Origin of the sequence: Streptomyces ochraceiscleroticus (assembly GCF_000720485.1) — a bacterium.
Classification (GTDB): Bacteria; Actinomycetota; Actinomycetes; order Streptomycetales; family Streptomycetaceae; genus Streptomyces; species Streptomyces ochraceiscleroticus.
The window spans coordinates 27,314-46,989 of sequence record NZ_JOAX01000030.1; the positions used below are offsets into that span (position 1 = coordinate 27,314).

The 19,676-nt window shown below is 72.7% G+C and carries 19 protein-coding genes; 5 read left to right on the plus strand and 14 right to left on the minus strand.

Features of this window, described 5'->3' with window-relative positions; translation table 11 throughout:
* Nucleotides 1-61 precede the first annotated feature (61 nt).
* Entirely contained in the window at nucleotides 62-1,687 is a 1,626-nt protein-coding gene (locus tag IG84_RS0130750; protein WP_031064272.1) for an MFS transporter, read from the minus strand.
* 353 nt (nucleotides 1,688-2,040) lie between these two features.
* On the opposite strand from IG84_RS0130750, the gene IG84_RS0130755 reads away from it, so the two are divergent.
* Together IG84_RS0130755 and IG84_RS0130760 are read left to right on the plus strand one after the other, a co-directional pair.
* Entirely contained in the window at nucleotides 2,041-3,225 is a 1,185-nt protein-coding gene (locus IG84_RS0130755; RefSeq protein ID WP_031064276.1) for a glycosyltransferase family 39 protein, read from the plus strand.
* Between the two features lie 336 nt (nucleotides 3,226-3,561).
* Nucleotides 3,562-4,527: a phosphatase PAP2 family protein gene (locus IG84_RS0130760; protein ID WP_051862656.1), complete on the plus strand. Its 966-nt coding sequence runs from the start codon at nucleotides 3,562-3,564 to the stop codon at nucleotides 4,525-4,527.
* Nucleotides 4,528-4,662: 135 nt separating this feature from the next.
* Here IG84_RS0130760 and IG84_RS0130765 read toward each other — a convergent pair whose 3' ends face one another.
* On the minus strand, nucleotides 4,663-4,878 hold the full coding sequence (locus IG84_RS0130765; protein WP_031064285.1) for an I78 family peptidase inhibitor: 216 nt from the start codon (nucleotides 4,876-4,878) through the stop codon (nucleotides 4,663-4,665).
* A 484-nt stretch (nucleotides 4,879-5,362) separates the two neighbouring features.
* Between IG84_RS0130765 and ctaD the strand changes: the two genes are divergently transcribed.
* Nucleotides 5,363-7,060, plus strand: coding sequence for an aa3-type cytochrome oxidase subunit I (gene ctaD, locus IG84_RS0130770; RefSeq protein ID WP_031064288.1), 1,698 nt, complete (start codon nucleotides 5,363-5,365; stop codon nucleotides 7,058-7,060).
* Here the strand turns inward: ctaD and IG84_RS0130775 are convergent.
* From IG84_RS0130775 to IG84_RS0130800, 6 genes are all read right to left on the minus strand, one after another.
* Nucleotides 7,029-7,985, minus strand: a complete 957-nt coding sequence (locus tag IG84_RS0130775; RefSeq protein ID WP_031064291.1) for a helix-turn-helix transcriptional regulator — start codon at nucleotides 7,983-7,985, stop codon at nucleotides 7,029-7,031. The two genes, ctaD and IG84_RS0130775, sit on opposite strands and share 32 nt — an antisense overlap.
* An 86-nt stretch (nucleotides 7,986-8,071) precedes the next feature.
* The gene (locus IG84_RS0130780; RefSeq protein ID WP_030624574.1) at nucleotides 8,072-8,242 is read right to left on the minus strand and encodes a hypothetical protein; all 171 of its coding nucleotides are present in this window, start codon (nucleotides 8,240-8,242) and stop codon (nucleotides 8,072-8,074) included.
* Between the two features lie 91 nt (nucleotides 8,243-8,333).
* On the minus strand, nucleotides 8,334-9,221 hold the full coding sequence (locus IG84_RS0130785; RefSeq protein ID WP_245659664.1) for a hypothetical protein: 888 nt from the start codon (nucleotides 9,219-9,221) through the stop codon (nucleotides 8,334-8,336).
* Nucleotides 9,218-10,477: a glycosyltransferase family 4 protein gene (locus tag IG84_RS0130790; protein ID WP_031064299.1), complete on the minus strand. Its 1,260-nt coding sequence runs from the start codon at nucleotides 10,475-10,477 to the stop codon at nucleotides 9,218-9,220. The genes IG84_RS0130785 and IG84_RS0130790 overlap by 4 nt, the downstream gene beginning before the upstream one ends.
* Nucleotides 10,478-10,641: 164 nt before the next feature.
* Nucleotides 10,642-11,208 carry a transglycosylase family protein gene (locus IG84_RS38365; protein ID WP_051862658.1) on the minus strand — a complete coding sequence of 189 codons (567 nt, stop codon included), beginning with the start codon at nucleotides 11,206-11,208 and terminating at the stop codon, nucleotides 10,642-10,644.
* A gap of 147 nt (nucleotides 11,209-11,355) precedes the next feature.
* Entirely contained in the window at nucleotides 11,356-11,970 is a 615-nt protein-coding gene (locus IG84_RS0130800) for a LysM peptidoglycan-binding domain-containing protein (protein WP_031064305.1), read from the minus strand.
* Nucleotides 11,971-12,536: 566 nt separating this feature from the next.
* On the opposite strand from IG84_RS0130800, the gene IG84_RS0130810 reads away from it, so the two are divergent.
* Both IG84_RS0130810 and IG84_RS0130815 read left to right on the plus strand, forming a co-directional pair.
* A complete protein-coding gene (locus tag IG84_RS0130810; RefSeq protein WP_031064310.1) occupies nucleotides 12,537-13,352 on the plus strand; it encodes a hypothetical protein in 816 nt (271 codons plus the stop codon).
* Between the two features lie 259 nt (nucleotides 13,353-13,611).
* Nucleotides 13,612-13,896: a hypothetical protein gene (locus tag IG84_RS0130815; RefSeq protein ID WP_245659665.1), complete on the plus strand. Its 285-nt coding sequence runs from the start codon at nucleotides 13,612-13,614 to the stop codon at nucleotides 13,894-13,896.
* A gap of 83 nt (nucleotides 13,897-13,979) precedes the next feature.
* Here the strand turns inward: IG84_RS0130815 and der are convergent, their stop codons facing one another.
* The 6 genes from der to IG84_RS0130845 form a co-directional block, all read right to left on the minus strand.
* Nucleotides 13,980-15,449 (minus strand): ribosome biogenesis GTPase Der, encoded by a 1,470-nt coding sequence (gene der / locus IG84_RS0130820; protein WP_031064318.1) that lies wholly within the window; start codon nucleotides 15,447-15,449, stop codon nucleotides 13,980-13,982.
* Between the two features lie 80 nt (nucleotides 15,450-15,529).
* The gene (locus IG84_RS0130825) at nucleotides 15,530-16,186 is read right to left on the minus strand and encodes a lysophospholipid acyltransferase family protein (protein WP_031064321.1); all 657 of its coding nucleotides are present in this window, start codon (nucleotides 16,184-16,186) and stop codon (nucleotides 15,530-15,532) included.
* A complete protein-coding gene (gene cmk, locus IG84_RS0130830; RefSeq protein WP_030266884.1) occupies nucleotides 16,183-16,908 on the minus strand; it encodes a (d)CMP kinase in 726 nt (241 codons plus the stop codon). Before cmk ends, IG84_RS0130825 begins: the two co-directional genes overlap by 4 nt.
* Before the next feature lie 144 nt (nucleotides 16,909-17,052).
* Nucleotides 17,053-18,138 (minus strand): prephenate dehydrogenase, encoded by a 1,086-nt coding sequence (locus IG84_RS0130835; RefSeq protein ID WP_031064326.1) that lies wholly within the window; start codon nucleotides 18,136-18,138, stop codon nucleotides 17,053-17,055.
* A complete protein-coding gene (gene aroH / locus IG84_RS0130840) occupies nucleotides 18,135-18,497 on the minus strand; it encodes a chorismate mutase (protein WP_031064329.1) in 363 nt (120 codons plus the stop codon). Before aroH ends, IG84_RS0130835 begins: the two co-directional genes overlap by 4 nt.
* Nucleotides 18,498-18,592: 95 nt before the next feature.
* Complete coding sequence (locus tag IG84_RS0130845; RefSeq protein ID WP_107054003.1) at nucleotides 18,593-19,594, minus strand: ADP-ribosylglycohydrolase family protein; 1,002 nt, start codon at nucleotides 19,592-19,594, stop codon at nucleotides 18,593-18,595.
* Nucleotides 19,595-19,676 lie beyond the last annotated feature (82 nt).

A 19,676-nucleotide genomic window follows, 5' to 3' on the forward strand; every position in this document is an offset into this window, starting at 1 on the left:
CGCGCGCGGGCGCGCCACAAGAGGGCCCGCGACCGGGCCGGCACAAGAAGGGAAGAGGCGCTCAGCGCCCGGAGGCCGCGGGCTCCGGCTCGGCATCGTGGCCCGGGTCCGACGCTTCCCCGTCGGTGCGCTCCGCCGCGTCCGCCACCCGCCGCGGCAGCCGCAGCGCGATCGCCGCGCCGACCAGCAGCAGCACCGCGCTGGCCACGAGCGTGACGTGCAGGCCGTGCACGAAGGAGGCGCGGGCCGCCTCGCGCAGCGCGTGCCGCGCATGCCGGCCGAGGCCGCCGGCCACCTGGTACGCCTCGCCGAGCGAGTGCCCGGCCGCGCGGCTCGCACGGTGCGGCACACCGGCGATGCGGTGCAGGCCGGGCGCGTAGACCGCGTTCATGACACTGCCGAGCACGGCCACGCCGATGCCCGCGCCGAGCTGGTAGGAGGTCTCGCCGATGGCCGCCGCTCCCCCGGACGCCTCGGCGGGCGCCTCGCTGAGCATCGACTCGTACGCCCCGAAGAGCGTGGACTGGAAGCCGAAGCCGAGCAGGACGAAGCCGGCGGAGAGCTGCCAGGGGTGGTCCTGCGTGCCCAGCGCGGTCAGGCACAGCACCGCGACGGCGGTGAGCACGAAGCCCGCCGAGACCATCACGCGCGGGCCGAGCGCCTGCAGCATCCGCGAGCCGGTGAGCCCGGCCGCCATCGCGGCGAAGACCAGCGGCAGCATCCGCAGCCCGGTCTCCAGGGGGGTCATGCCGAGCACGAGCTGGAGGTACTGCACGGCTATGAGCTGCAGTCCGACCAGGGCCAGCATCGCCAGCACGATGCAGCCGACGGACGTGCCGAAGGCCGGGCGGGCGAAGAGCCGCATGTCGATCAGGGGGTGCTCACGGCGTCGCTGCCGGTGCACGAAGAGGGCCAGCAGCAGCGCCCCGACCAGCATCGGACAGAGCGTCGTCCAGCCGACGACGTGCGCCCCGCTGCCGATCTGCTTCACGCCGAATACCAGGCCGAGCACGCCGAGCGCCGCGATGACCGCGCCGAGGACGTCCCAGGGGCCGTTCCGCTCGCCCCGGGACTCCGGCAGCAGCCAGCGGCCGACCAGCAGCATGACGGCCATCATCGGGATGTTGATGAGGAAGACCGAGCCCCACCAGAAGTTCTCGACGAGGAAGCCGCCGAGCACCGGGCCGACGGCCGCGCCGACCGCGGCGACCGCGCTCCACACGCCGATGGCCACGGCCCGCTCGCGCCGGTCGGGGAAGACCTGGCGCAGGATCGACAGCGTCGCCGGCATGATCATCGCGCCGCCGACGCCCAGCAGGGCCCTGGCCACGATGAGGATCTGCGGATTGGGCGCCAGGGCGGCGCCGGCCGAGGCGATCGCGAAGAGTCCGTAACCGAAGAGCAGTATCCGGCGTCTGCCGACTCTGTCGCCGAGCGTCCCGAACAGGATCAGCAGGGACGCCGCGATGAGCGGGTAGACGTCGACTATCCAGAGCAGTTCGACCGGACCCGGTCGAAGATCTTCGGTGACGGCCGGCACCGCGACGTAGAGGATCGTCGTGTCGAGGGCGACGAACAGCAGGCTGACGCAGAGCACGATCAGCACGGTCCAGCGGTTCGCGCCGCCGCCGCGATGCCGGGTGACACCAGTCGTCCGCTTCTTGCCGGACGCGGTCGTCCCGGACATGTACGCACCTCCTGTCGAGCACTCGCAGCCGCGCACGACGGCACGACGAACACCCCGGGGGGACCGGCGGCACGGGCGAGTTGTGACGAAAGCCTACGCGAGTCGCCGGGCGGGACACATGGCTCACCTCACGATGAGATGCTCATCGCAAGGGCCGGGGGTTCTCATACCCACTGGACAGGGCACTGGCTACCATTCGCCGCCGACTCCTTCGGGGGACCTTCGCACCCCCTGTCGCGGACCCTTCGTGAGGACTTCCGCACCCCCTGTCACGGACCCGGCGCACCCCCGGCGCCCGCCCCGATCCGGCCATCGTGCCGCCGCGGCCCCCGCCCACCTGGATAATCGGATTGATGACCGATCTCGCTTTCTCCGCCACCGCGGGTCCGGCCGCGGCAGGCAGAGGCGCCGGGGCCGCGCTGCGCCGTGCCGTGCCCGCCCTGGCGGCGTACGCGGCCATCCGCCTGCTGGGCCTCGTGGTGCTCGCCGTCTGGTCGGCGGCGGCCGGCAAGGACTGGCAGACACTCCTCTCCGCCCGCTGGGACTCGCTCTGGTACACCCGGGTCGCCGAGCAGGGCTACGGCTACGCCGTCCTGCTTCCCGGCGGCGAGGTGCACTCCAACCTCGCCTTCTTCCCGCTGCTGCCGTGGCTGGAGCGCGGCCTCTCGGCGCTGCTGCCGCTGTCCGCGGCCGGCGCCGGGCTGCTGGTGAGCGCGGCCGCCTCGGTGGCCGCCGCGTGGGCGCTCTACGCCACGGGCGAGCGGCTGAACGGCCCGCGGGCCGGGGTGACGCTGGCCGCGCTGTGGGCGGCGGTCCCGATAGGCATCGTGCAGTCGATGGCGTACTCGGAGGCGCTCTTCACCGCGCTCGCGGCCTGGGCGCTGTACGCGGTGCTGACCGGCCGGTGGCTGTGGGCGGGCGTGCTGACGTCGCTGGCCGGGCTGACCCGGCCGGTGGGCGCCGCGGTCGTCGCGGCCGTGTGGGCCGCCGCGGCGCTCCACCTGTGGCGCGAGCGGTCCCGCGAGGGCCGGGTGGCCTGGCGGCAGCACGGCCGGCTGCTCGCCGGGGCGGTGCTCGCCCCGCTCGGCTGGTGCGGCTTCTTCCTGTGGGTGGCCGCCCGCGAGGGCAGCCTCACCGGCTACCTCGACATCCAGGCGGGCTGGAACAACGGCTTCGACGGCGGCCTCGCCTTCGCCGCCTTCACCTGGCGGCTGCTGACGGGCCCTGCGCTGCCCGCCGGGCTCGCGCTGGTGGCGGGGGTCGCGGCGGTGCTGTGGCTGTACGTGCTCGGCGTACGGCAGGGGCGGCCGGTGCCGCTGCTGGTCTACGGCGGCCTGGTGCTGGCACTGGCGCTGACCGCCAAGGGCTACTTCGGGTCCAAGCCGCGGCTGATGCTGCCGGCGTACCCGCTGCTGCTGCCGCCGGCCGCCGCGCTGGCCCGGTGGCGCCCCCGGTACGCCGCGGCCGTCCTCGGCGTCCTCGCGGCGGGCTCGGCGGTGTACGGCGCGATCTGGCTCAACGGCTCGGGCCCGCCGTGACCGCGGGCCGAACGACTCCGGCGTGACCGCGGCCGGACCGGCGAACGCGCCGTGAAGCGCCGGGAAATACGCGATAAACGCGGCCGGGGAAATGCATTCAGCCTCTTGGACGTGCGGCCACACGGATGCCCTGCGGGCGAAAGAGCGATTTAGTGAATTCTCTTGGCAGGGCCCTGGCGAATGGCTTGTTTGAGACGCATTCCACATCACATCGTCATTACAAAGCGGACGGTTTGACCAAGCGCCTACATCACACGCGGTAACGTCGATTGAGTGCGTACCGATGAGAAGCCCGACCAGAGGGAAGGGCACCCGAGCGAGCGCGCCCGGCCGTATATGACGCGAACACGCCACTGGCTGTTCGGCGGCACCGTGGCGGTCTATGCGGCGATCGTGCTCGGCGTGCTGACGACTTCCTGGCTGGTCACCCTCGACTGGCAGGTCATGCTGTTCAGGCCGTACAAGCAATGGCCTGACATCCACGCTTTCCTCGACTACTTCGTGGTGCTGGGCCAGCGCGGCCCCACCGCGGTCGCGGTGGCCGCGTGGCTGGTCTGGCGCTGCTGGCGGCAGAAGAACCTCCACCCGCTGCTGGTGCTGGGCGTCGCCCTGCTGATGCTCAACGTCACCGTGGGTGCCGCGAAGATCGGCATGGGCCGGCTCGGGCCGCACTACGCGACCGCCATCGGGACCAACGAGATGTGGCTCGGCGGCGATATATTCCCGTCCGGGCACACCGCGAACGCCGTGGTCACCTGGGGCGTGCTGGCCTATCTGGCGACCACCCCGCTGCGCCGCAGGATCCTTTCGGTGATCGCCGCGCTCGGCGCGCTCGGCGTCGGCATGACCACCGTCTACCTCGGTACCCACTGGGTCAGCGACGTGCTGCTGGGCTGGGCCGCCGGCCTCCTGGTCATGCTCGCGCTCCCCTGGTGCGAGCCGGGCATGGCCTGGGCCGAGGCCCGGCTGAGGGCGGCCCTGTGGCGGCTGCGGGTCCAGCTCGGCGGCGCGGCACAGCCCCTCCCGGTACCGGCGAGCCCGGCGGGCGTCACCGCCGGCGTCTCCCGCCAGCGGGCGGTCGCCGAGGACGGCGTCCTGGTCCGCGAGCCGGCGGTGGCCGGCGGCGGACGGCAGGGCCGGTCCCCGGACACCTGGCCGCACCACCCCGCCCGCCCGCACACCACGCGGTCGGAGCGCACTCCGGTCACCCCCTCGGGCAGCCGAAGACCGCCGCACGCGGACCGTGCCCCGCGCACCGCACCGGTCACCACGACCGTCCGCGGCCGCTCGCAGGGAAGCTGACACGGCGGACGTGCGGGGACGGTACGCACACCCCCCCCGCACACCACGGCCCCGGCGGCTCCACTCAGGAGCCGCCGGGGCCGTCGTCGTACGGGGAGGACGGGGGTACGCGGGAGGGGGAAGCGCGCGGGCCGCTCAGCCCTTCCAGGACTTGTTCACGGTGCCGTCCTGCACCTCGAAGTTCAGCCGGCCCGCCAGGTACTCCATGGTGATGATCGCGCCGGGCGGCAGCGACCTGACGGTGCTCCAGCCGCGCGCGCGGGCCTGTTCCTCGGCCTGCTGCTGCTCCAGACCGACATAGGTCTCGAGGTCGTCGTCCGGGTCTTTCGGAAGGTTCGGTACTGGCGCCATGACGCCACCGTATGCCTCCTCCACAGGCACGCGGAAGGGCCTTCCTGACACACCGGAGTGTTCCCGGGGTCCGGCATTGGTCACACTTCTGTCACAGCCCACCGGGGCCGGTTTAGCGCCACTTCCGTCACCCGAACGAGCAGCCCCGGTATCACTTCGGCAACGGAGAAAACCGGCCCGATTTCCCGCTGATCGGTTTCCGCGAACCCACCCGTACAACTCCCGTCGCAGCCCGGAAATCATTCACCCGACGGCCTCGCATTCCCCTTACCCGATACGCAATATCGGGCGTCCCCTAATCCGCCGACGACGCACACTCCGCTCACATTTCCCGCACATCCCGCGGCGGCCGGGAGCGGCCGACGCCCCCTCGCGCGAAGGCCGTTGGGGCGCGCATCATGAAGCGAGCTCCAGTACGTCCTGCCGTCGGGGCGCGCCCTCGGTCACGCCCTGGTACGTCCTGTCGACGAACGAGGTGGCGCGGATGGGAACAGTGGCACAGGGGGCGAGGACGGGACCCGTCGCGGCCCGCCGCCCCGGCAAGGTCGTGGTGGACTGGCTGACGACGACGGACCACAAGAAGATCGGCCATCTCTACCTGGTCACGTCGTTCGGCTTCTTCCTCTTCGGCGGGGTGCTGGCGCTGGTGATACGCGCCGAGCTGGCCCGGCCCGGGCTGCAGTTGATCACGAACGAGGAGTACAACCAGGCGTTCACGCTGCACGGCACGATCATGCTGCTGCTCTTCGCCACCCCGGCCTTCGCGGGCTTCGCCAACGAGATCATGCCGCTGCAGATCGGCGCGCCCGACGTGGCGTTCCCCCGGCTGAACATGCTCTCGTACTGGTTCTTCCTCTTCGGCGGGCTGATCGTGGTGGGCTCGCTGTTCACCTCGTCCGGCGGCGCGTCCTTCGGCTGGACCGCGTACGCGCCGCTGGACTCCATGGTCCGCTCCCCCGGCATCGGGCACGACATGTGGATCATGGGCCTGGCGCTGTCCGGCTTCGGCACGATCCTGGGCGCGGTGAACTTCCTGACGACGATCATCGGGATGCGGGCGCCGGGCATGACGATGTTCCGGATGCCGATCTTCACCTGGAACGTGCTCTTCACCTCGATCCTCGTCCTGGTCGCCTTCCCCGTGCTCGCCGCGTCACTGCTGGTGCTGGAGGCGGACCGGCGGTTCGGCTCGGTGGTCTTCGAGGCGGAGTGGGGCGGACCGCTGCTGTGGCAGCACCTCTTCTGGTTCTTCGGCCACCCCGAGGTCTACATCATCGCGCTGCCGTTCTTCGGCATCGTCACCGAGATCATCCCGGTCTTCTCCCGCAAGCCGATCTTCGGGTACACCATGCTGGTCGCGGCGACGATGGTGATCACCGCCCTGTCGCTGATGGTCTGGGCGCACCACATGTTCGCCACCGGGGCCGTGCTGCTGCCGTTCTTCTCGTTCATGTCCTTCCTGATCGCGGTGCCGACGGGCGTGAAGTTCTTCAACTGGATCGGCACGATGTGGCACGGCTCGCTGTCCTTCGAGACGCCGATGCTGTGGTCGGTCGGCTTCCTGGTGAGCTTCCTGTTCGGCGGCCTGACCGGGGTGATCCTGGCGTCGCCGCCACTGGACTTCCACGTCACCGACAGCTACTTCGTGGTGGCCCACTTCCACTACGTCGTCTTCGGCACGGTGGTCTTCGCGACGTTCGCGGGCTTCTACTTCTGGTGGCCCAAGTTCACCGGCAAGCTGCTCGACGAGCGGCTGGGGAAGATCCACTTCTGGACGCTCTTCGTCGGCTTCCACACCACCTTCCTCGTCCAGCACTGGCTGGGCGTGGCGGGGATGCCGCGCCGGTACGCCGACTACCTCGCGGCCGACGGCTTCACCGCGCTCAACACCCTCTCCTCGATCGGCGCCTTCCTGCTGGGCGCCTCCACCCTGCCGTTCCTCTACAACATCTGGAAGACGGCCAAGTACGCGCCGAAGGCCGATGTGGACGATCCCTGGGGCTATGGCCGTTCCCTGGAGTGGGCCACCTCCTCGCCCCCGCCGCGGCACAACTTCCTCACCATTCCGAAGATCCGCTCCGAGTCCCCGGCCTTCGACCTGCACCACCCGGTGACGGCGCGCAGCGAACTGACCGAGGAGGACGCGCGGCTCAGGCCGACGCCCGGGACAACCGATCCCTGATCTCCCGTATCTGCTCCAGGAGTTCGGGCGGCTCGCGGACCTCGAAGTCGAAGCCGGTCATCATCAGGAACACGACCAGCGCGTCCGGGTTCGCCGCGCCGGCCCGCAGCAGGCAGGTGCGGTCGTCCACCGCCTCCAGCATCCCGGCCGTGGGCGAGACGCGCTGCGCTGCCTCCGCCAGCGGCACGTGCAGCAGGACGGTCGCGGACACCGCGTACACGGCTCTGGAGACGCCTTCGGAGACATAGGCGGCCAGGTCCTCGGCGGGTGGGGTACGGGGCGCCACGCGCGGCCCGTGCGGCGGGGTGGGGGTGATCCGGTCGGCGCGGAAGGTGCGCCAGTCCCCGCGTCCGGTGTCCCAGGCGACGAGGTACCAGCGGCGCTGGGCGCTGACCAGGCGGTGCGGCTCGACGGTGCGGCGGCTGACCGTGCCGTCGTGCGCGGCGTACTCGAAGCGGAGCTGCTGACTGTCCCGGCAGGCGGCGGCCAGTTCGGTGAGCACGGCGGCGTCCACGCGGGGCCCCGCGCCGTTCACCAGGGGGACGGTAAAGGTGTTCAAGGTACTGACGCGGCGCCGCAGCCGGGCCGGAAGTACCTGTTCCAGCTTGGCCAGCGCGCGGACGGAGGTCTCCTCGATGCCCGCGACGCCGCCGGCCGCCGCGGTGCGCAGCCCGATCGCGACCGCCACGGCCTCCTCGTCGTCCAGCAGCAGCGGCGGGAGCTCGGCGCCCGCACCCAGTTGATAGCCCCCGGCGGTGCCGGGGGCCGAGTGCACGGGATAGCCGAGCTCCCGCAGCCGTTCGATATCACGCCGTACGGTGCGCGGCGTCACGCCCAGCCGGTCGGCCAGGTCGGCGCCGGACCATTCACGGTGGGCCTGCAGCAGTGAGAGCAGGCGGAGCAGGCGTGCCGAGGTCTCCAACATGCGTCAGAGTCTGGCAGCACTTGCGGACAGCCATGGTCCGCAACGGCGGCTCCGCCCGCGCCGCCGTCAACGATTCACGCGCGCCGCTACCAGCGGTACCAGCGCGCCCGGCCGCCTCCTGTGCCGGTCGAACGGAACAGGAAGCCCAGCAGCCATACGACGAGCACTGCCACCGCGATCCACCACAGTGCCTTGAGTGCGAAACCGGCGCCGAAGAGGATCAACGCGAGCAGCAGGACCAACAGGACAGGAACCATGATGTGCACCTCCGCCATCCGGGTGCCCCTTTTGTCGCGGGTCAATCCGGGGTGCGTGAGGCCGGGGGACGCGGGGGCGTCCCCCGGTGGTTCAGGACGGCTCCTGCGGCCCCACGACCTTGACCGACAGGTCGTTGTCGACCGTGAAGTACGGGCCCACGCGGACCTGTGCGCCCGGTGCCGCGATCGGCATCGCCGGATAGGTGAAGATCTGCTTCTTGTCCGGTACGTCGTCCAGGATGCGGGAGATGCGCACCGGCTCGGCGACCTCGCCGGTCCGCACCCACAGGTCCCACCGCTCGGTGCCGGCCCGCCACTGCTCGGCCAGCGGGCCGTGCGGCAGGACGAAGGCGAAGTCCGGCCCGTCGCCGTGCAGCGGGATCGTGACCGTGTGCCCGTCCTGCCGGGCACGCGCCTCGGCGGCGGCACCGGGCTCCAGCGCGGCGCCGTAGAGCCGCCCCTGGACGGTGATGCCGTCGGGCGCCACGGTGATCTCGCCGGACTCCGCGTGCGGTCCGCGCAGCCAGCTCCGCAGTGCGAGATTGCCGTACTTGGTGGCGTACGGGATCCGGACGCCGAGCCGGCCGATGGCGGCCAGCGGGCGCCGGTCGACCAGCGACCGCAGGTCGTTGACGCCGGGCAGCAGGCGCTGCGGGTCACCGGCGTTGCCGAGGTCCGCGTAGACATTCCAGCGGCCTTCGGGCAGCGCGACCGTACTGGGCAGCACGGCCCGCAGCCGGCCCGCGCCGTTCGGTCCGAGCGGCAGCCGGATCTCGTCGGCCGGGGCCTCGCCGCCCCGCAGCCGGAGCACCAGTGCCGCGCTCCAGACCGTGCCGGTCTCCTCGCCGGCCGGGTCGGGAACGGCGATGTCGAAGGTCAGGCCGCCCGCGGAGTCCGCGATGCAGTCGGCGTGCAGGGCCGTACGTGCCGGCTGCCGGGTGCCGGCGCCGGTGGCGGGCAGTTGCATCGACGCGCTCATGCCGTCCGCACTCCTCTCAGTGCGGCGTGCGCCGCGTCCTTGGTGGCGTAGGCGCCGCTCAACAGAGCTCCTCTGGTGCGGTGGACCGTGGCGCGCAGCGCGCCGCGCCCGCCGCCGGTGGTCAGGTCGCCGAAGAGGGCCTCGTACCGTCCCGCGATCCGTCCGGGATCGAAGCGGGCGGAGGACGCCAGGGCGGCCCGACCCATGCGCCGCCGGCGCTCGTCGTCGTTGATCAGCTCCAGCAGCGCTGCGGCAACGGCGTCCTTCTTGCCGACCGGTACCAGCCGGCCGTCCACGCCGTCGTCGATGATCTCGCCGGGACCGTGCGGGCAGTCGGTGGAGACCACCGGCAGCCCGCATCGCATCGCCTCCACAATCGTCATCCCGAACGACTCCAGGCTGGAAGTGACGGCCGCGATGGAGCCCTTGGCCCACTCCGGGTCCAGCGGGTGTGCCGGGCCCATCAGATAGACGTGGTTGTACAGCCCCAGCTCGTCGATCAGCTCCCGCAGGGACGCTTTCTCGACACCGCCGCCGTAGATCCGCAGCCGCCAGTCCGGGCGCTGTTCGACGACCGTGGCGAAGGCCCGGATCAGCAGGTCGTACCGTTTCCCCTTGGCCAGCCGACCGGCGGCGACGACCCATTTGCCGGTGCCGTCGGCGGGCCGGATTCCGGGCTCGGGCACGCTGTTGGGCACCGCTTCGATGCGTACGCCGGGCAGCCGCAGCCGCTTGCGGTAGGACCGGGCGTCCGCCTCGGTCACCGTGGTCAGCGCGTCCAGCCGCGGGTAGACCCCGCGCAACTGCCGGACGAGCGCCCTGCCGTGCGCATCGAGGGTGAGGTGCTCCTGCCCGACGCGGACCACGCCTCGCCGGGCCTGCCGGGCGAGGTGGACGTTCAGCCCGGGGCGGGTCCCCACCACGACGTCGGCCTCCAGGGACCGCAGATGGGCCGCGATCCGCCGGTCGGTGAGCTCGCTGTACTGCCGGAAGCGGCCCTCGGCCGACGGGAAGACCCGGGCCTCACGAAGGAAGGCGGGGTCCTCCCCGTCGTAGTCGGGGCTGTCCTTGCGGAGGTCCACCAGATGCCGCAGCCTGACCCGCGCTCCGGGCTCGAAGACCGGCACATCACGATGGCGGAAAACAGACACGATCTCGACGTCGTGCTGCTCCGACAGCGTGCGGGCGAGGTTGTACGTCGTCCGGATCGTGCCGCCGATGCCGTATGCGTTGTGAATCAGGAATGAGATATGCATCCGTCCCCGTATCCCATGGTTTTCGCGCGAACGTGGTCTGCCGTCCGCCTACCAAACGGTGAGACCGCAGTGGGAGGTTTCGGGTTGGGTCCTTTCGCTATTTTGTTCCGGAAACGTGAGCAAATCGGTAGCCGGAAGCCGGAACTCCGAGCCACCGAACCGCATCAGGGGGTGAGAAGGGGGCCCGACACGGAGCCCGGACCACCCGCCGCGAGTACCCCGGCCCGCAGCCCGTAACGCTGTGCGCAAGCCGGCCAGGCACCCCAGCCCTGCTGGTCCTGCACCCGCTCGCCGACCTGGATCTGCTCCTCGCGGGTGGCCAGGTCCGGCCGCGGCGCGAAGGACAGGCCGCCCGCCGACTCCCACGTCGACTGCGTGAACTGCAGCCCGCCGTACATGCCGTTGCCGGTACGGGCGTGCCAGTCGCCGCCGCTCTCGCACTGGGCCAGGCACCCCCACGGCCAGTCGTCGCGGGAGCAGTTCGCCGCGCCGAGGACGCTCTGCGTCACCGTGCCCAGCGCTCCCGTCAGCCCGCCGGCGGACCGGGTCTCCCCCGGAGCGTCGGCGGCCGCGCCCACCCCCGCGCTCCCCGCCAGCAGGGCCGCCAGCACCGCGAGCGTGAGCGCGGGCCTGCGGGCGGTACGGACAACGGTGCGCGCGCGGCGCTCCGTACGGGGCGGCCGCGTACGGGCCGCGCCAAGACGCGGGAAGAACTCCGACAGTTCGAGCACCGCCGCAGGCTAGCGGCGGTCCGCCGGACCGGCCGCGCGGCACGCGCCCGAAGGCCCGTGCCCCACCCGGTCGGGTGACCGGGCGGGGCACGCCGCCACTGCGGCACCGCGGGGACGGGGGACGCGCGGACCGTGGCGGCCGGGGGGTCAGACCGTGAGGTGCTGGCCGGGCTTGATCATGTGCGGGTCGCCGCCGATGGCGGACTTGTTGGCGGCGTACAGCGCCCGCCAGGACACGCCCCGGGCCGCGGCGATGGAGCCGAGCGTGTCGCCGCTGCGCACGGTGTACGTGCCGTCCTGGCCGCCCCGGGAGCGGCCGCGGTCGGCGTGGCTGCTGCGCACCGCGCGGTTCTCGCTCTGCCGGGACGCCGAGACCTCGCCGCCGCCGGCCGCCGGCGCGCCGCCGGAGGCGTTCGCCTTGACCGAGCAGACCGGCCAGGCGCCCCACCCCTGGGACTGCTGCACCTTGGTCGCGACCGCGATCTGCGCGTCGCGTCCCGCCTGGTGCGCGCTCGGCGCGTACTTGTGGCCGCCGAACGCCCGCCAGGTGGAGGCGGAGAACTGCAGTCCGCCGTAGTAGCCGTTGCCGGTGCTGATGTGCCAGTTCCCGCCGCTTTCGCAGGCGGCGATGCGGTCCCAGACCCCGCCGTCCGCGGCGCGCGCCTCGGAGGCGGTGGCGGCCAGCAGTGCGAGCGGTGCGACCAGCGCCGCCCCGGCCAGGGCAGCGGTTTCACGACGCATGAAGCCCTTCGGAAAAGGCATGGATTTCCCTCTCGGAGAACCCGGGTCCTCCCCCGGGCGGCGCGCCGCCGGGCGGGTGTCCCGCCCGTTCGCCGCTCCGCCCCGCCCGCCGCGGGTCCTGCGCCGCGCCGCTCCGCGCGTCTCGTGGGGCGCGGCGCTGCGCTGGTACGTGCTGCGGTACTGCCGTGCTGCCGGTCATGGACGGCGGGCGTCCCCGGGCGGTGCTCGGTGCACACGGCCGCTGAATGTAGGAACCCCGGGGGCCCGGCCACAACCAATCCACTGTCGAGGCAGGCCAGTCGTGCGTTACTAAAGGTACCGACGAGTTCCGGTCACCCCCTACATTCCGGGATATCGGGATTTGTCGGCCCGACGATCTCCCGGCCTGTGAGCCACCTCACCCGAATCCGAAACGTGGCTCGCACACGCGGTGGCGGGGAGTGACGGCTTCCGGCGCGGCGCTCACGGTGTGCGCCGATCGGTTCGATTCCGTTCGCGCCCGCGCGTGACTCCTGCCACAGATCGCCCGTTGTCTTTTTACACGCCGGGATCCGCCCGGCAGCCGCACACAGATCGAGGAGTCAGCCGTGCCCCGCATGCTCGACGTCAGTGCCGACGTCCGCGCCGAGATCGGCGACGAGGAGGCCGACCGCCTGCTGGCCGGCGACAACGCCCCCGGCGCTTACGACTGCACCTCCTGCCGCACCCCGGGCGACAGCGAACAGGAGCCCACCAGCACCGTCCTGTTCATCGGCGAGGAGACCGCCGTCCTGGCGTTCGCCCACGCCACGTGCATCCCCTCCCAGGTCGTCACGGTGGCCGAGGAGCAGCTCAAGGGTGCCGTCCGCTCCATCATCGGCGAGGCCCCCGCCGATGCCCCGACGGGCCCGCCCGCGCCGCGCTCCGCCGACGGACCGGCGCCGGCCCCGCGCCAGGCGACCCTCGGGGTGACCTGCGGCCTGGTCCTGGTCGAGGGCGATCTGCGGCCCGCGCTCGTGGTGGAGCCGAGCGGCCCGATCGCCCGCCCCGGCTCGGTCGGTCTCGACGACGACTTCCTGCCGCTGCTGCGGGAGCAGGGCTTCCACCCGGTCGCGGACATGGCCGTGCTGCCGGCCGGCGGGACGGGCTGGTCCGTGCTGCTCGCCATGGGCCAGCTCCACGCCGTGCTCCAGGACAGCGGCGAGAGCGGCGGTCAGAACGCCTGGTGGAAGGCGCACCAGCCGCTCCCGGTCTCCGACGGCTGGCGCGCCGCGGTCAACAAGTCCCGGACGGTGGTGGTGTACGCGGCGCCGCACGGCTCGATCGGCCAGCAGCCGCGCGAGGACCTGATGCGCGACGCGCTGGAGAAGGCCGCGGCGCAGGGACAGTTGGTCGCCATGTCCATGCCGCTGGCCGGCACCTGAGCCGTCGTCCGGCGGGCCCACGGGCGGCCGTTCCCCACGAGGGGGGCGGCCGCCCGTCCGCGTACGGATGTCCGAGGCGTCACGCGCAGGCGGCGCGGGCCCTGCGGCTGCGGGCCTCGGGACTCCGCGGAAGTGGGCGTATGCCCGCGATCAACCGATTCGCCACCAAAGGCCGCATCCCGCGAGGCTCCGGGTCGTTGGCACAGACGTGCACCCATACGACCCGTCCCCCCGCGCCCCGTTCCACTCCATCCCCGGCATGCGCCCGTCGTACGAGCCCGCCGCGCACCACACCGAGCGTGGTTCGGCCACGCCGATCTACGACGCGCTCTACGCCGAGTACCGCCGCTCCTTCCGGGCCCTGCCCGGGGACCGCACGGGCGAGGACGAGCTGAGTCCGGAGGTCATGCGGCGGATCTGGCGGCGCACCACGCCCGCGGCGGCCGGCCGCCGCGAGGTGCCGCTGCCCCCGCAGCACTCCCGGGGCCACGCCCCGGCCGCGCTGCCTCCGGCGCCGCGCGACAACCGCCCGTACCGCCACTGAGTACGCGAAAGGGCCCGCCCGCACCGCATCCGGTGCGAGCGGGCCCGTCCCGCCGCTGCTGAGGGCCTGTGCCCAAGCAGGCGTTACTTCTTCCGGCCGCGCTTCTCGCGGACCCGCACCGAGATGTGGATCGGGGTCCCGTCGAAGCCGAACTCCTCACGCAGCCGGCGCTCGACGAAGCGGCGGTAGCCGGCCTCCAGGAAGCCGGAGGCGAAGAGCACGAACCGGGGCGGCTTGGTGCCGGCCTGCGTGCCGAAGAGGATGCGCGGCTGCTTGCCGCCGCGCACCGGGTGCGGGTGGGAGGCCACGATCTCGCCGAGGAACGCGTTCAGGCGGCCGGTCGGCACCCGGGTCTCCCAGCCGGCGATCGCGGTCTCGATGGCCGGCACGAGCTTCTCCATGTGCCGTCCGGTACGCGCCGAGACGTTCACGCGCATCGCCCACGGGATCTGCACGAGGTCGCGCTCGATCTCCCGCTCCAGGTAGAAGCGGCGCTCCTCGTCGAGCTGGTCCCACTTGTTGTACGCGATGACCAGCGCGCGGCCCGCCTCGACGGCCATGGTGATGATCCGCTGGTCCTGCACGCTGATCGACTCGCTCGCGTCGATCAGGACGACCGCGACCTCGGCCTTCTCCACGGCGGCGGCCGTGCGGAGCGAGGCGTAGTAGTCGGCGCCCTCCTGGAGGTGGACGCGCTTGCGGATGCCCGCGGTGTCCACGAACTTCCAGGTCTTGCCGCCCAGCTCGATCAGCTCGTCGACCGGGTCGCGGGTGGTGCCGGCCATCTCGTTGACGACCACCCGCTCCTCGCCGGCGACCTTGTTCAGCAGGGAGGACTTGCCGACGTTCGGGCGGCCGATGAGCGCGATGCGGCGTGGCCCGCCCATGGCGGAGCCGAAGGTCTGCTGCGGCGCCTCGGGCAGCGCGTCCAGCGCGGCGTCCAGCAGGTCGCCGGTGCCACGGCCGTGCAGGGCCGAGACCGGGTAGGGCTCGCCGAGGCCGAGCGACCACAGCATGGCCGCGTCCGCCTCGCCGGAGGGGCCGTCGACCTTGTTGGCGCACAGCACGACCGGCTTGCCGGCCCGGCGCAGCAGCTTCACGACGGCCTCGTCGGTGTCGGTCGCGCCGACCTTGGCGTCCACGACGAAGACCACCGCGTCGGCGGCCTCGATCGCGAACTCCGCCTGGGCCGCGACGGACGCGTCGATGCCGAGCACGTCCTGCTCCCAGCCGCCGGTGTCGACGACCTTGAAGCGGCGGCCGTTCCAGTCCGCCTCGTAGGTGACGCGGTCACGGGTGACGCCCGGCTTGTCCTCGACCACGGCCTCGCGGCGGCCGATGAAGCGGTTCACGAGAGTCGACTTGCCGACATTCGGGCGGCCGACGACGGCGAGGACGGGCAGCGGGCCGTGCCCGGCCGCCGCGATGTCGCCCTCGACCTCGGCCAGGTCGAAGCCCTCCTGCGCGGCGAGCTCCATGAACTCCGCGTACTCGGCGTCGCCCAGCGCGCCGTGCTCGACGTGCTCGTCGCCGGTGGGGATCTGGTCGTTCATGAAGTCCGTTCCTCGTTCTGCGTGGTCGATGGGCCGTGTCGGCCGCGTCACCGGCCTTCGTACGGCCGGTGGGTGCGGCTTCAGCGGCCGGTGAAGCGCCTGGCCTCGGTCAGGTGGGCGGTCAGCCGCTCCTGGATGCGTACGGTCGCCTCGTCCAGCGCCTTCCGCGTCCGCCGCCCGCTGCCGTCCCCGGCCTGGAAAGCGTCGCCGAAAACAACGTCGACGCGGCCGCGCAGCGGCGGCAGCGCCGGTATCGCGCGGCTCGCCCGCTCCGCGCTGCCGAGCACCGCGACCGGCACGATCGGCGCCCCCGAGCGTACGGCGAAATACGCCAGCCCGGCGCGGAGCGACGCGAAGTCGCCCTCGCCGCGGGTGCCCTCCGGGAAGATCCCGAGGACGCCACCGCGCTCCAGGACGCCCAGCGCGTCGGTGACCGCGGTCCGGTCGGTGCCCGTCCGGTCGACCTTGAGCTGCCCGATGCCGCGCAGGAAGGGGTCCAGCGGCCCGGCGAAGGCTTCCTTCTTGACCAGGAAGTGCACCGGCCGGGGCGCGGTGCCCATGATCATGGGCCCGTCGACGTTGTGGGCGTGGTTGCCCGCGAGGATCACCGGGCCCGCCGACGGCACCCGCCAGGAGCCCAGCACCCGCGGCCGCCACAGCCCGTACATCAGGCCGATGCCGATCCGCCGCCCGATCGCGGCACCGCCGGCGCTCGGCAGCCGGTCGGAGTCGGTCACGCGGCGCTCTTCTCCGCGATCTTCGCCTCGATGAGGGTGACCACGCACTCGATGACCTGCTCCAGGGTCAGGTCTGTGGTGTCCACCTCGACCGCGTCGTCGGCCTTGGCCAGCGGCGAGGTCTTGCGGGAGGAGTCGGCGGCGTCGCGCTTGATCAGCGCCTCGCGGGTGGCGGCCAGGTCGGTGGCCTCCTTGCCCTTGAGCTCACCGCTGCGCCGGGCGGCACGCGCCTCGGGCGAGGCGGTGAGGAAGATCTTCAGGTCGGCGTCGGGCAGAACGGTCGTACCGATGTCCCGGCCCTCGACGACGATGCCGCGCTCGGCGGAGCCGGCGATGGTCCGCTGCAGGTCCGTGATCAGGCTGCGCACCTCGGGGACGGCGCTGACGGCGCTGACCGCGGAGGTGACCTCCTTCGTACGGATCGGACCGGCGGCGTCCTGGCCGTCGACCGTGATCGTCGGCGCCGACGGGTCGGTGCCGGAGACGATCGCGGGCTTGGCGGCGGCCGTGGCGATGGCGGTCGGGTCCTGGATGTCGACGCCGTTGGACAGCATCCACCAGGTGATCGCGCGGTACTGGGCACCGGTGTCCAGGTAGCTCAGCGCCAGCTTGGCGGCGACCGCCTTGGACGTGCTGGACTTGCCCGTGCCGGAGGGGCCGTCGATGGCGACAATCACTGCTGCCGGGGCGGTCCGGGCGGCGGTTTCCACGGTGACGAACACCTTTCCTTGTGCACGGGGCGGGGATCCTGCGGCCGAATGGGCCTCGGACAAGGTTACCGGGTACACGCAGACACGTTTTCCCCCCAGGGGCGTGGGGGGTTTGTGACGCTTGCCGCGGCGCGTCCTCGGCTCTTCCCTCGGCCCCTACTGACGGATGGACCAGCCGCGCTCGCGCAGCGCCGCGGTGAGCGCGGGCGCCGCCGTGGGCTCGACCGTGAGCTGGATGAAGCCCGCCTGCTGGCCGGTCGCGTGCTCGATGCGGACGTCCTCGATGTTGACGCCCGCCTGCCCGGCGTCGGCGAAGATCCGCGCCAGCTCGCCCGGCTGGTCGCCGATGTGCACGGCCACGATCTCGTACGCGGCGGGAGCGGCGCCGTGCTTGCCCGGCACCCGCTCGCGGCCCGCGTTGCCGCGCCGCAGCACGTCCTCGATGCCGCCGGCGCCCGCGCCGCGCTTGGCCTCGTCGGCGGACTGCAGCCCGCGCAGCGCCTGCACGGTCTCGTCCAGGTCGGCCGCGATCTCGGAGAGCACGTCGGCGACCGGTCCCGGATTCGCCGAGAGGATGTCGATCCACATGGCGGGGTCCGAGGCGGCGATCCGGGTCACATCGCGGATGCCCTGGCCGCACAGCCGTACGGCGGTCTCGTCGGCGCCCCGCAGCCGCGCCGCGACCATGCTGGAGACGAGCTGGGGCGTGTGGCTGACCAGGGCGACCGCGCGGTCGTGCGCGTCGGCGTCCATGACGACCGGGACGGCCCGGCACAGCGCGACCAGCTCCAGCGCGAGGTTGAGCACCTCGGTGTCGCCGTCACGGGTCGGCGTGAGCACCCACGGCCGGCCCTCGAAGAGGTCGGCGGTCGCGGCCAGCGGCCCGGACCGCTCCTTGCCGGCCATGGGGTGCGTACCGATGTACGGCGTGAGGTCCAGGCCGAGCGACTCCAGCTCGCGCCGGGGTCCGGCCTTGACGCTGGCCACGTCCAGGTACGCGCGGGCCACGCCGCGCCGCATCGCGTCCGCCAGCGCCGCCGCGACGTGCGCGGGCGGCACCGCGACGATCGCGAGGTCGACCGGGCCCTCGGGCTCCTCCACGGTCCCCGCGCCGAGCGCCGCCGCCGTACGGGCCTGCGCCGCGTCGTGGTCGGCGAGGTGCACCCGCACGCCGCGGGCGCTCAGGGCCAGCGCGGCGGAGGTGCCGATCAGGCCCGTGCCGATGACGATCGCGGTCCTCACTGCGCGATGTCCTTCCGCAGCGCGCCGGCCGCGCCCAGGTAGACATGCGCGATCTCCGCCTTGGGGAGGTCGCTCTCCACGTGCGCCAGGATCCGCACCACGCGGGGCATGGCCCCGGCGATGTCCAGCTCCTGGGCGCAGATCAGCGGGACGTCGGTGATGCCCAGCTTGCGGGCCGCGACGGCGGGGAAGTCGCTGTGCAGATCGGGCGTGGCCGTGAACCACACGCTGATCAGGTCGTCCGGCACGAGACTGTTGCGCTCCAGGATGGCGGTCAGCAGCTCGGACACCTGCTCATGCATGTGCTCCGCTTCGTCCCGCTCGAGCTGAACGGCCCCTCGGACCGCACGTACCGCCACGTTGTGCTCCTCGTACTCGTACATCCACCGACCTGATCAGCGTATCGAGCCCCGCTGACAGTCGCCGTGCGCGCCCGCCCTGCGAGACGGCCGTCTCAGTCCCAGAGCCGGCCGAACGAGAGCAGCTCGTCGCGGTGCTCGATGCGCTCCACCCAGGCCGCGGGCCAGGCGTCGGCGCCGAGGTGGGCACCGGCGAAGGCGCCTGCCAGGCAGGCGATGGAGTCGGAGTCGCCGCCGGTGACGGCGCCGCGGCGCAGGGCCGTGACGGGCTCCTCCGGGAAGAGGAGGAAGCAGAGGAGGGCGGTGGCCAGGGCCTCCTCGGCGATCCAGCCCTCGCCGGTGGCGAGGCACGGGTCGGCCTCCGGGTCGGGATCGCGCAGGGCCGCGTCGAGGCGGTCGAGGACCCCGAGGCAGTCGTCCCAGCCGCGCGCGACGAAGGATTCGGGCGACGGGTCCTGAGCGTGCTCCCAGAGGTCTCCGAGCCAGTCGGCGCGGTAGACCGTGCGCTGGTCGTGGGCGTACGCGCGGAGGAGGGCGGGGAGGTCGGCGGGGCGGGCGCCCTGGGCCAGGACGTGGATCGCGTACGCCGTGAGGTCGCTGGCGGCGAGGCCGGTGGGGTGGCCGTGGGTGAGGGCGGACTGGAGCTGGGCGGCGCCCGCGCGCTGGTCCGCGGTGAGGCCGGGCGCGAGGCCGACCGGCGCGACACGCATGTTGGCGCCGCAGCCCTTGGAACCGACCTGGCTGGCCTGGGCCCAGGGGCGGCTCGGGTCGCTCAGCAGGCTGCAGGCGGTCAGGCAGGTGTTGCCGGGGGCGCGGTTGTTGTCCGGGGAGCGCCACCAGGCGACGTACTCGCCGCGTACGGGCGGTTCGAGTGCGGCCGCGTCGAGGGGGCCGCGCTCCATCGCCGTACGGAGGCCGCGGGCGAGGGCGAGCGTCATCTGGGTGTCGTCGGTGATGTACGCGGGCGTGGGCAGGTCGAGCCCGCGCCACGGTCCGTACGCGGCCTCGATCGCCGGCACGCTCTTGAACTCGGTCGGATACCCGAGCGCGTCACCGAGTGCGAGGCCGATGAGCGAGCCGGTCGCGGGACCCTTCACGGACATGAGAAAACCACCCCTTAGTCGTCATCGTGACGATAAGGGGTGGTCCCCCGCTGCCGCAACTGCCGGCAGCGGGCAC

What these genes read in the sequence shown, in the direction of transcription:
- ctaD (WP_031064288.1), top strand. Translation starts at nt 5,363, where the DNA reads ATGGGAACAGTGGCACAGGGGGCGAGGACGGGACCCGTCGCGGCCCGC.
- IG84_RS0130785 (WP_245659664.1), bottom strand. Translation starts at nt 9,221, where the DNA reads ATGAGCGCGTCGATGCAACTGCCCGCCACCGGCGCCGGCACCCGGCAG.
- IG84_RS0130765 (WP_031064285.1), bottom strand. Translation starts at nt 4,878, where the DNA reads ATGGCGCCAGTACCGAACCTTCCGAAAGACCCGGACGACGACCTCGAG.
- IG84_RS0130755 (WP_031064276.1), top strand. Translation starts at nt 2,041, where the DNA reads ATGACCGATCTCGCTTTCTCCGCCACCGCGGGTCCGGCCGCGGCAGGC.
- IG84_RS0130760 (WP_051862656.1), top strand. Translation starts at nt 3,562, where the DNA reads ATGACGCGAACACGCCACTGGCTGTTCGGCGGCACCGTGGCGGTCTAT.
- IG84_RS0130790 (WP_031064299.1), bottom strand. Translation starts at nt 10,477, where the DNA reads ATGCATATCTCATTCCTGATTCACAACGCATACGGCATCGGCGGCACG.
- IG84_RS0130750 (WP_031064272.1), bottom strand. Translation starts at nt 1,687, where the DNA reads ATGTCCGGGACGACCGCGTCCGGCAAGAAGCGGACGACTGGTGTCACC.
- IG84_RS0130800 (WP_031064305.1), bottom strand. Translation starts at nt 11,970, where the DNA reads ATGCCTTTTCCGAAGGGCTTCATGCGTCGTGAAACCGCTGCCCTGGCC.
- IG84_RS0130780 (WP_030624574.1), bottom strand. Translation starts at nt 8,242, where the DNA reads ATGGTTCCTGTCCTGTTGGTCCTGCTGCTCGCGTTGATCCTCTTCGGC.
- IG84_RS0130775 (WP_031064291.1), bottom strand. Translation starts at nt 7,985, where the DNA reads ATGTTGGAGACCTCGGCACGCCTGCTCCGCCTGCTCTCACTGCTGCAG.
- der (WP_031064318.1), bottom strand. Translation starts at nt 15,449, where the DNA reads ATGAACGACCAGATCCCCACCGGCGACGAGCACGTCGAGCACGGCGCG.
- IG84_RS0130815 (WP_245659665.1), top strand. Translation starts at nt 13,612, where the DNA reads ATGCGCCCGTCGTACGAGCCCGCCGCGCACCACACCGAGCGTGGTTCG.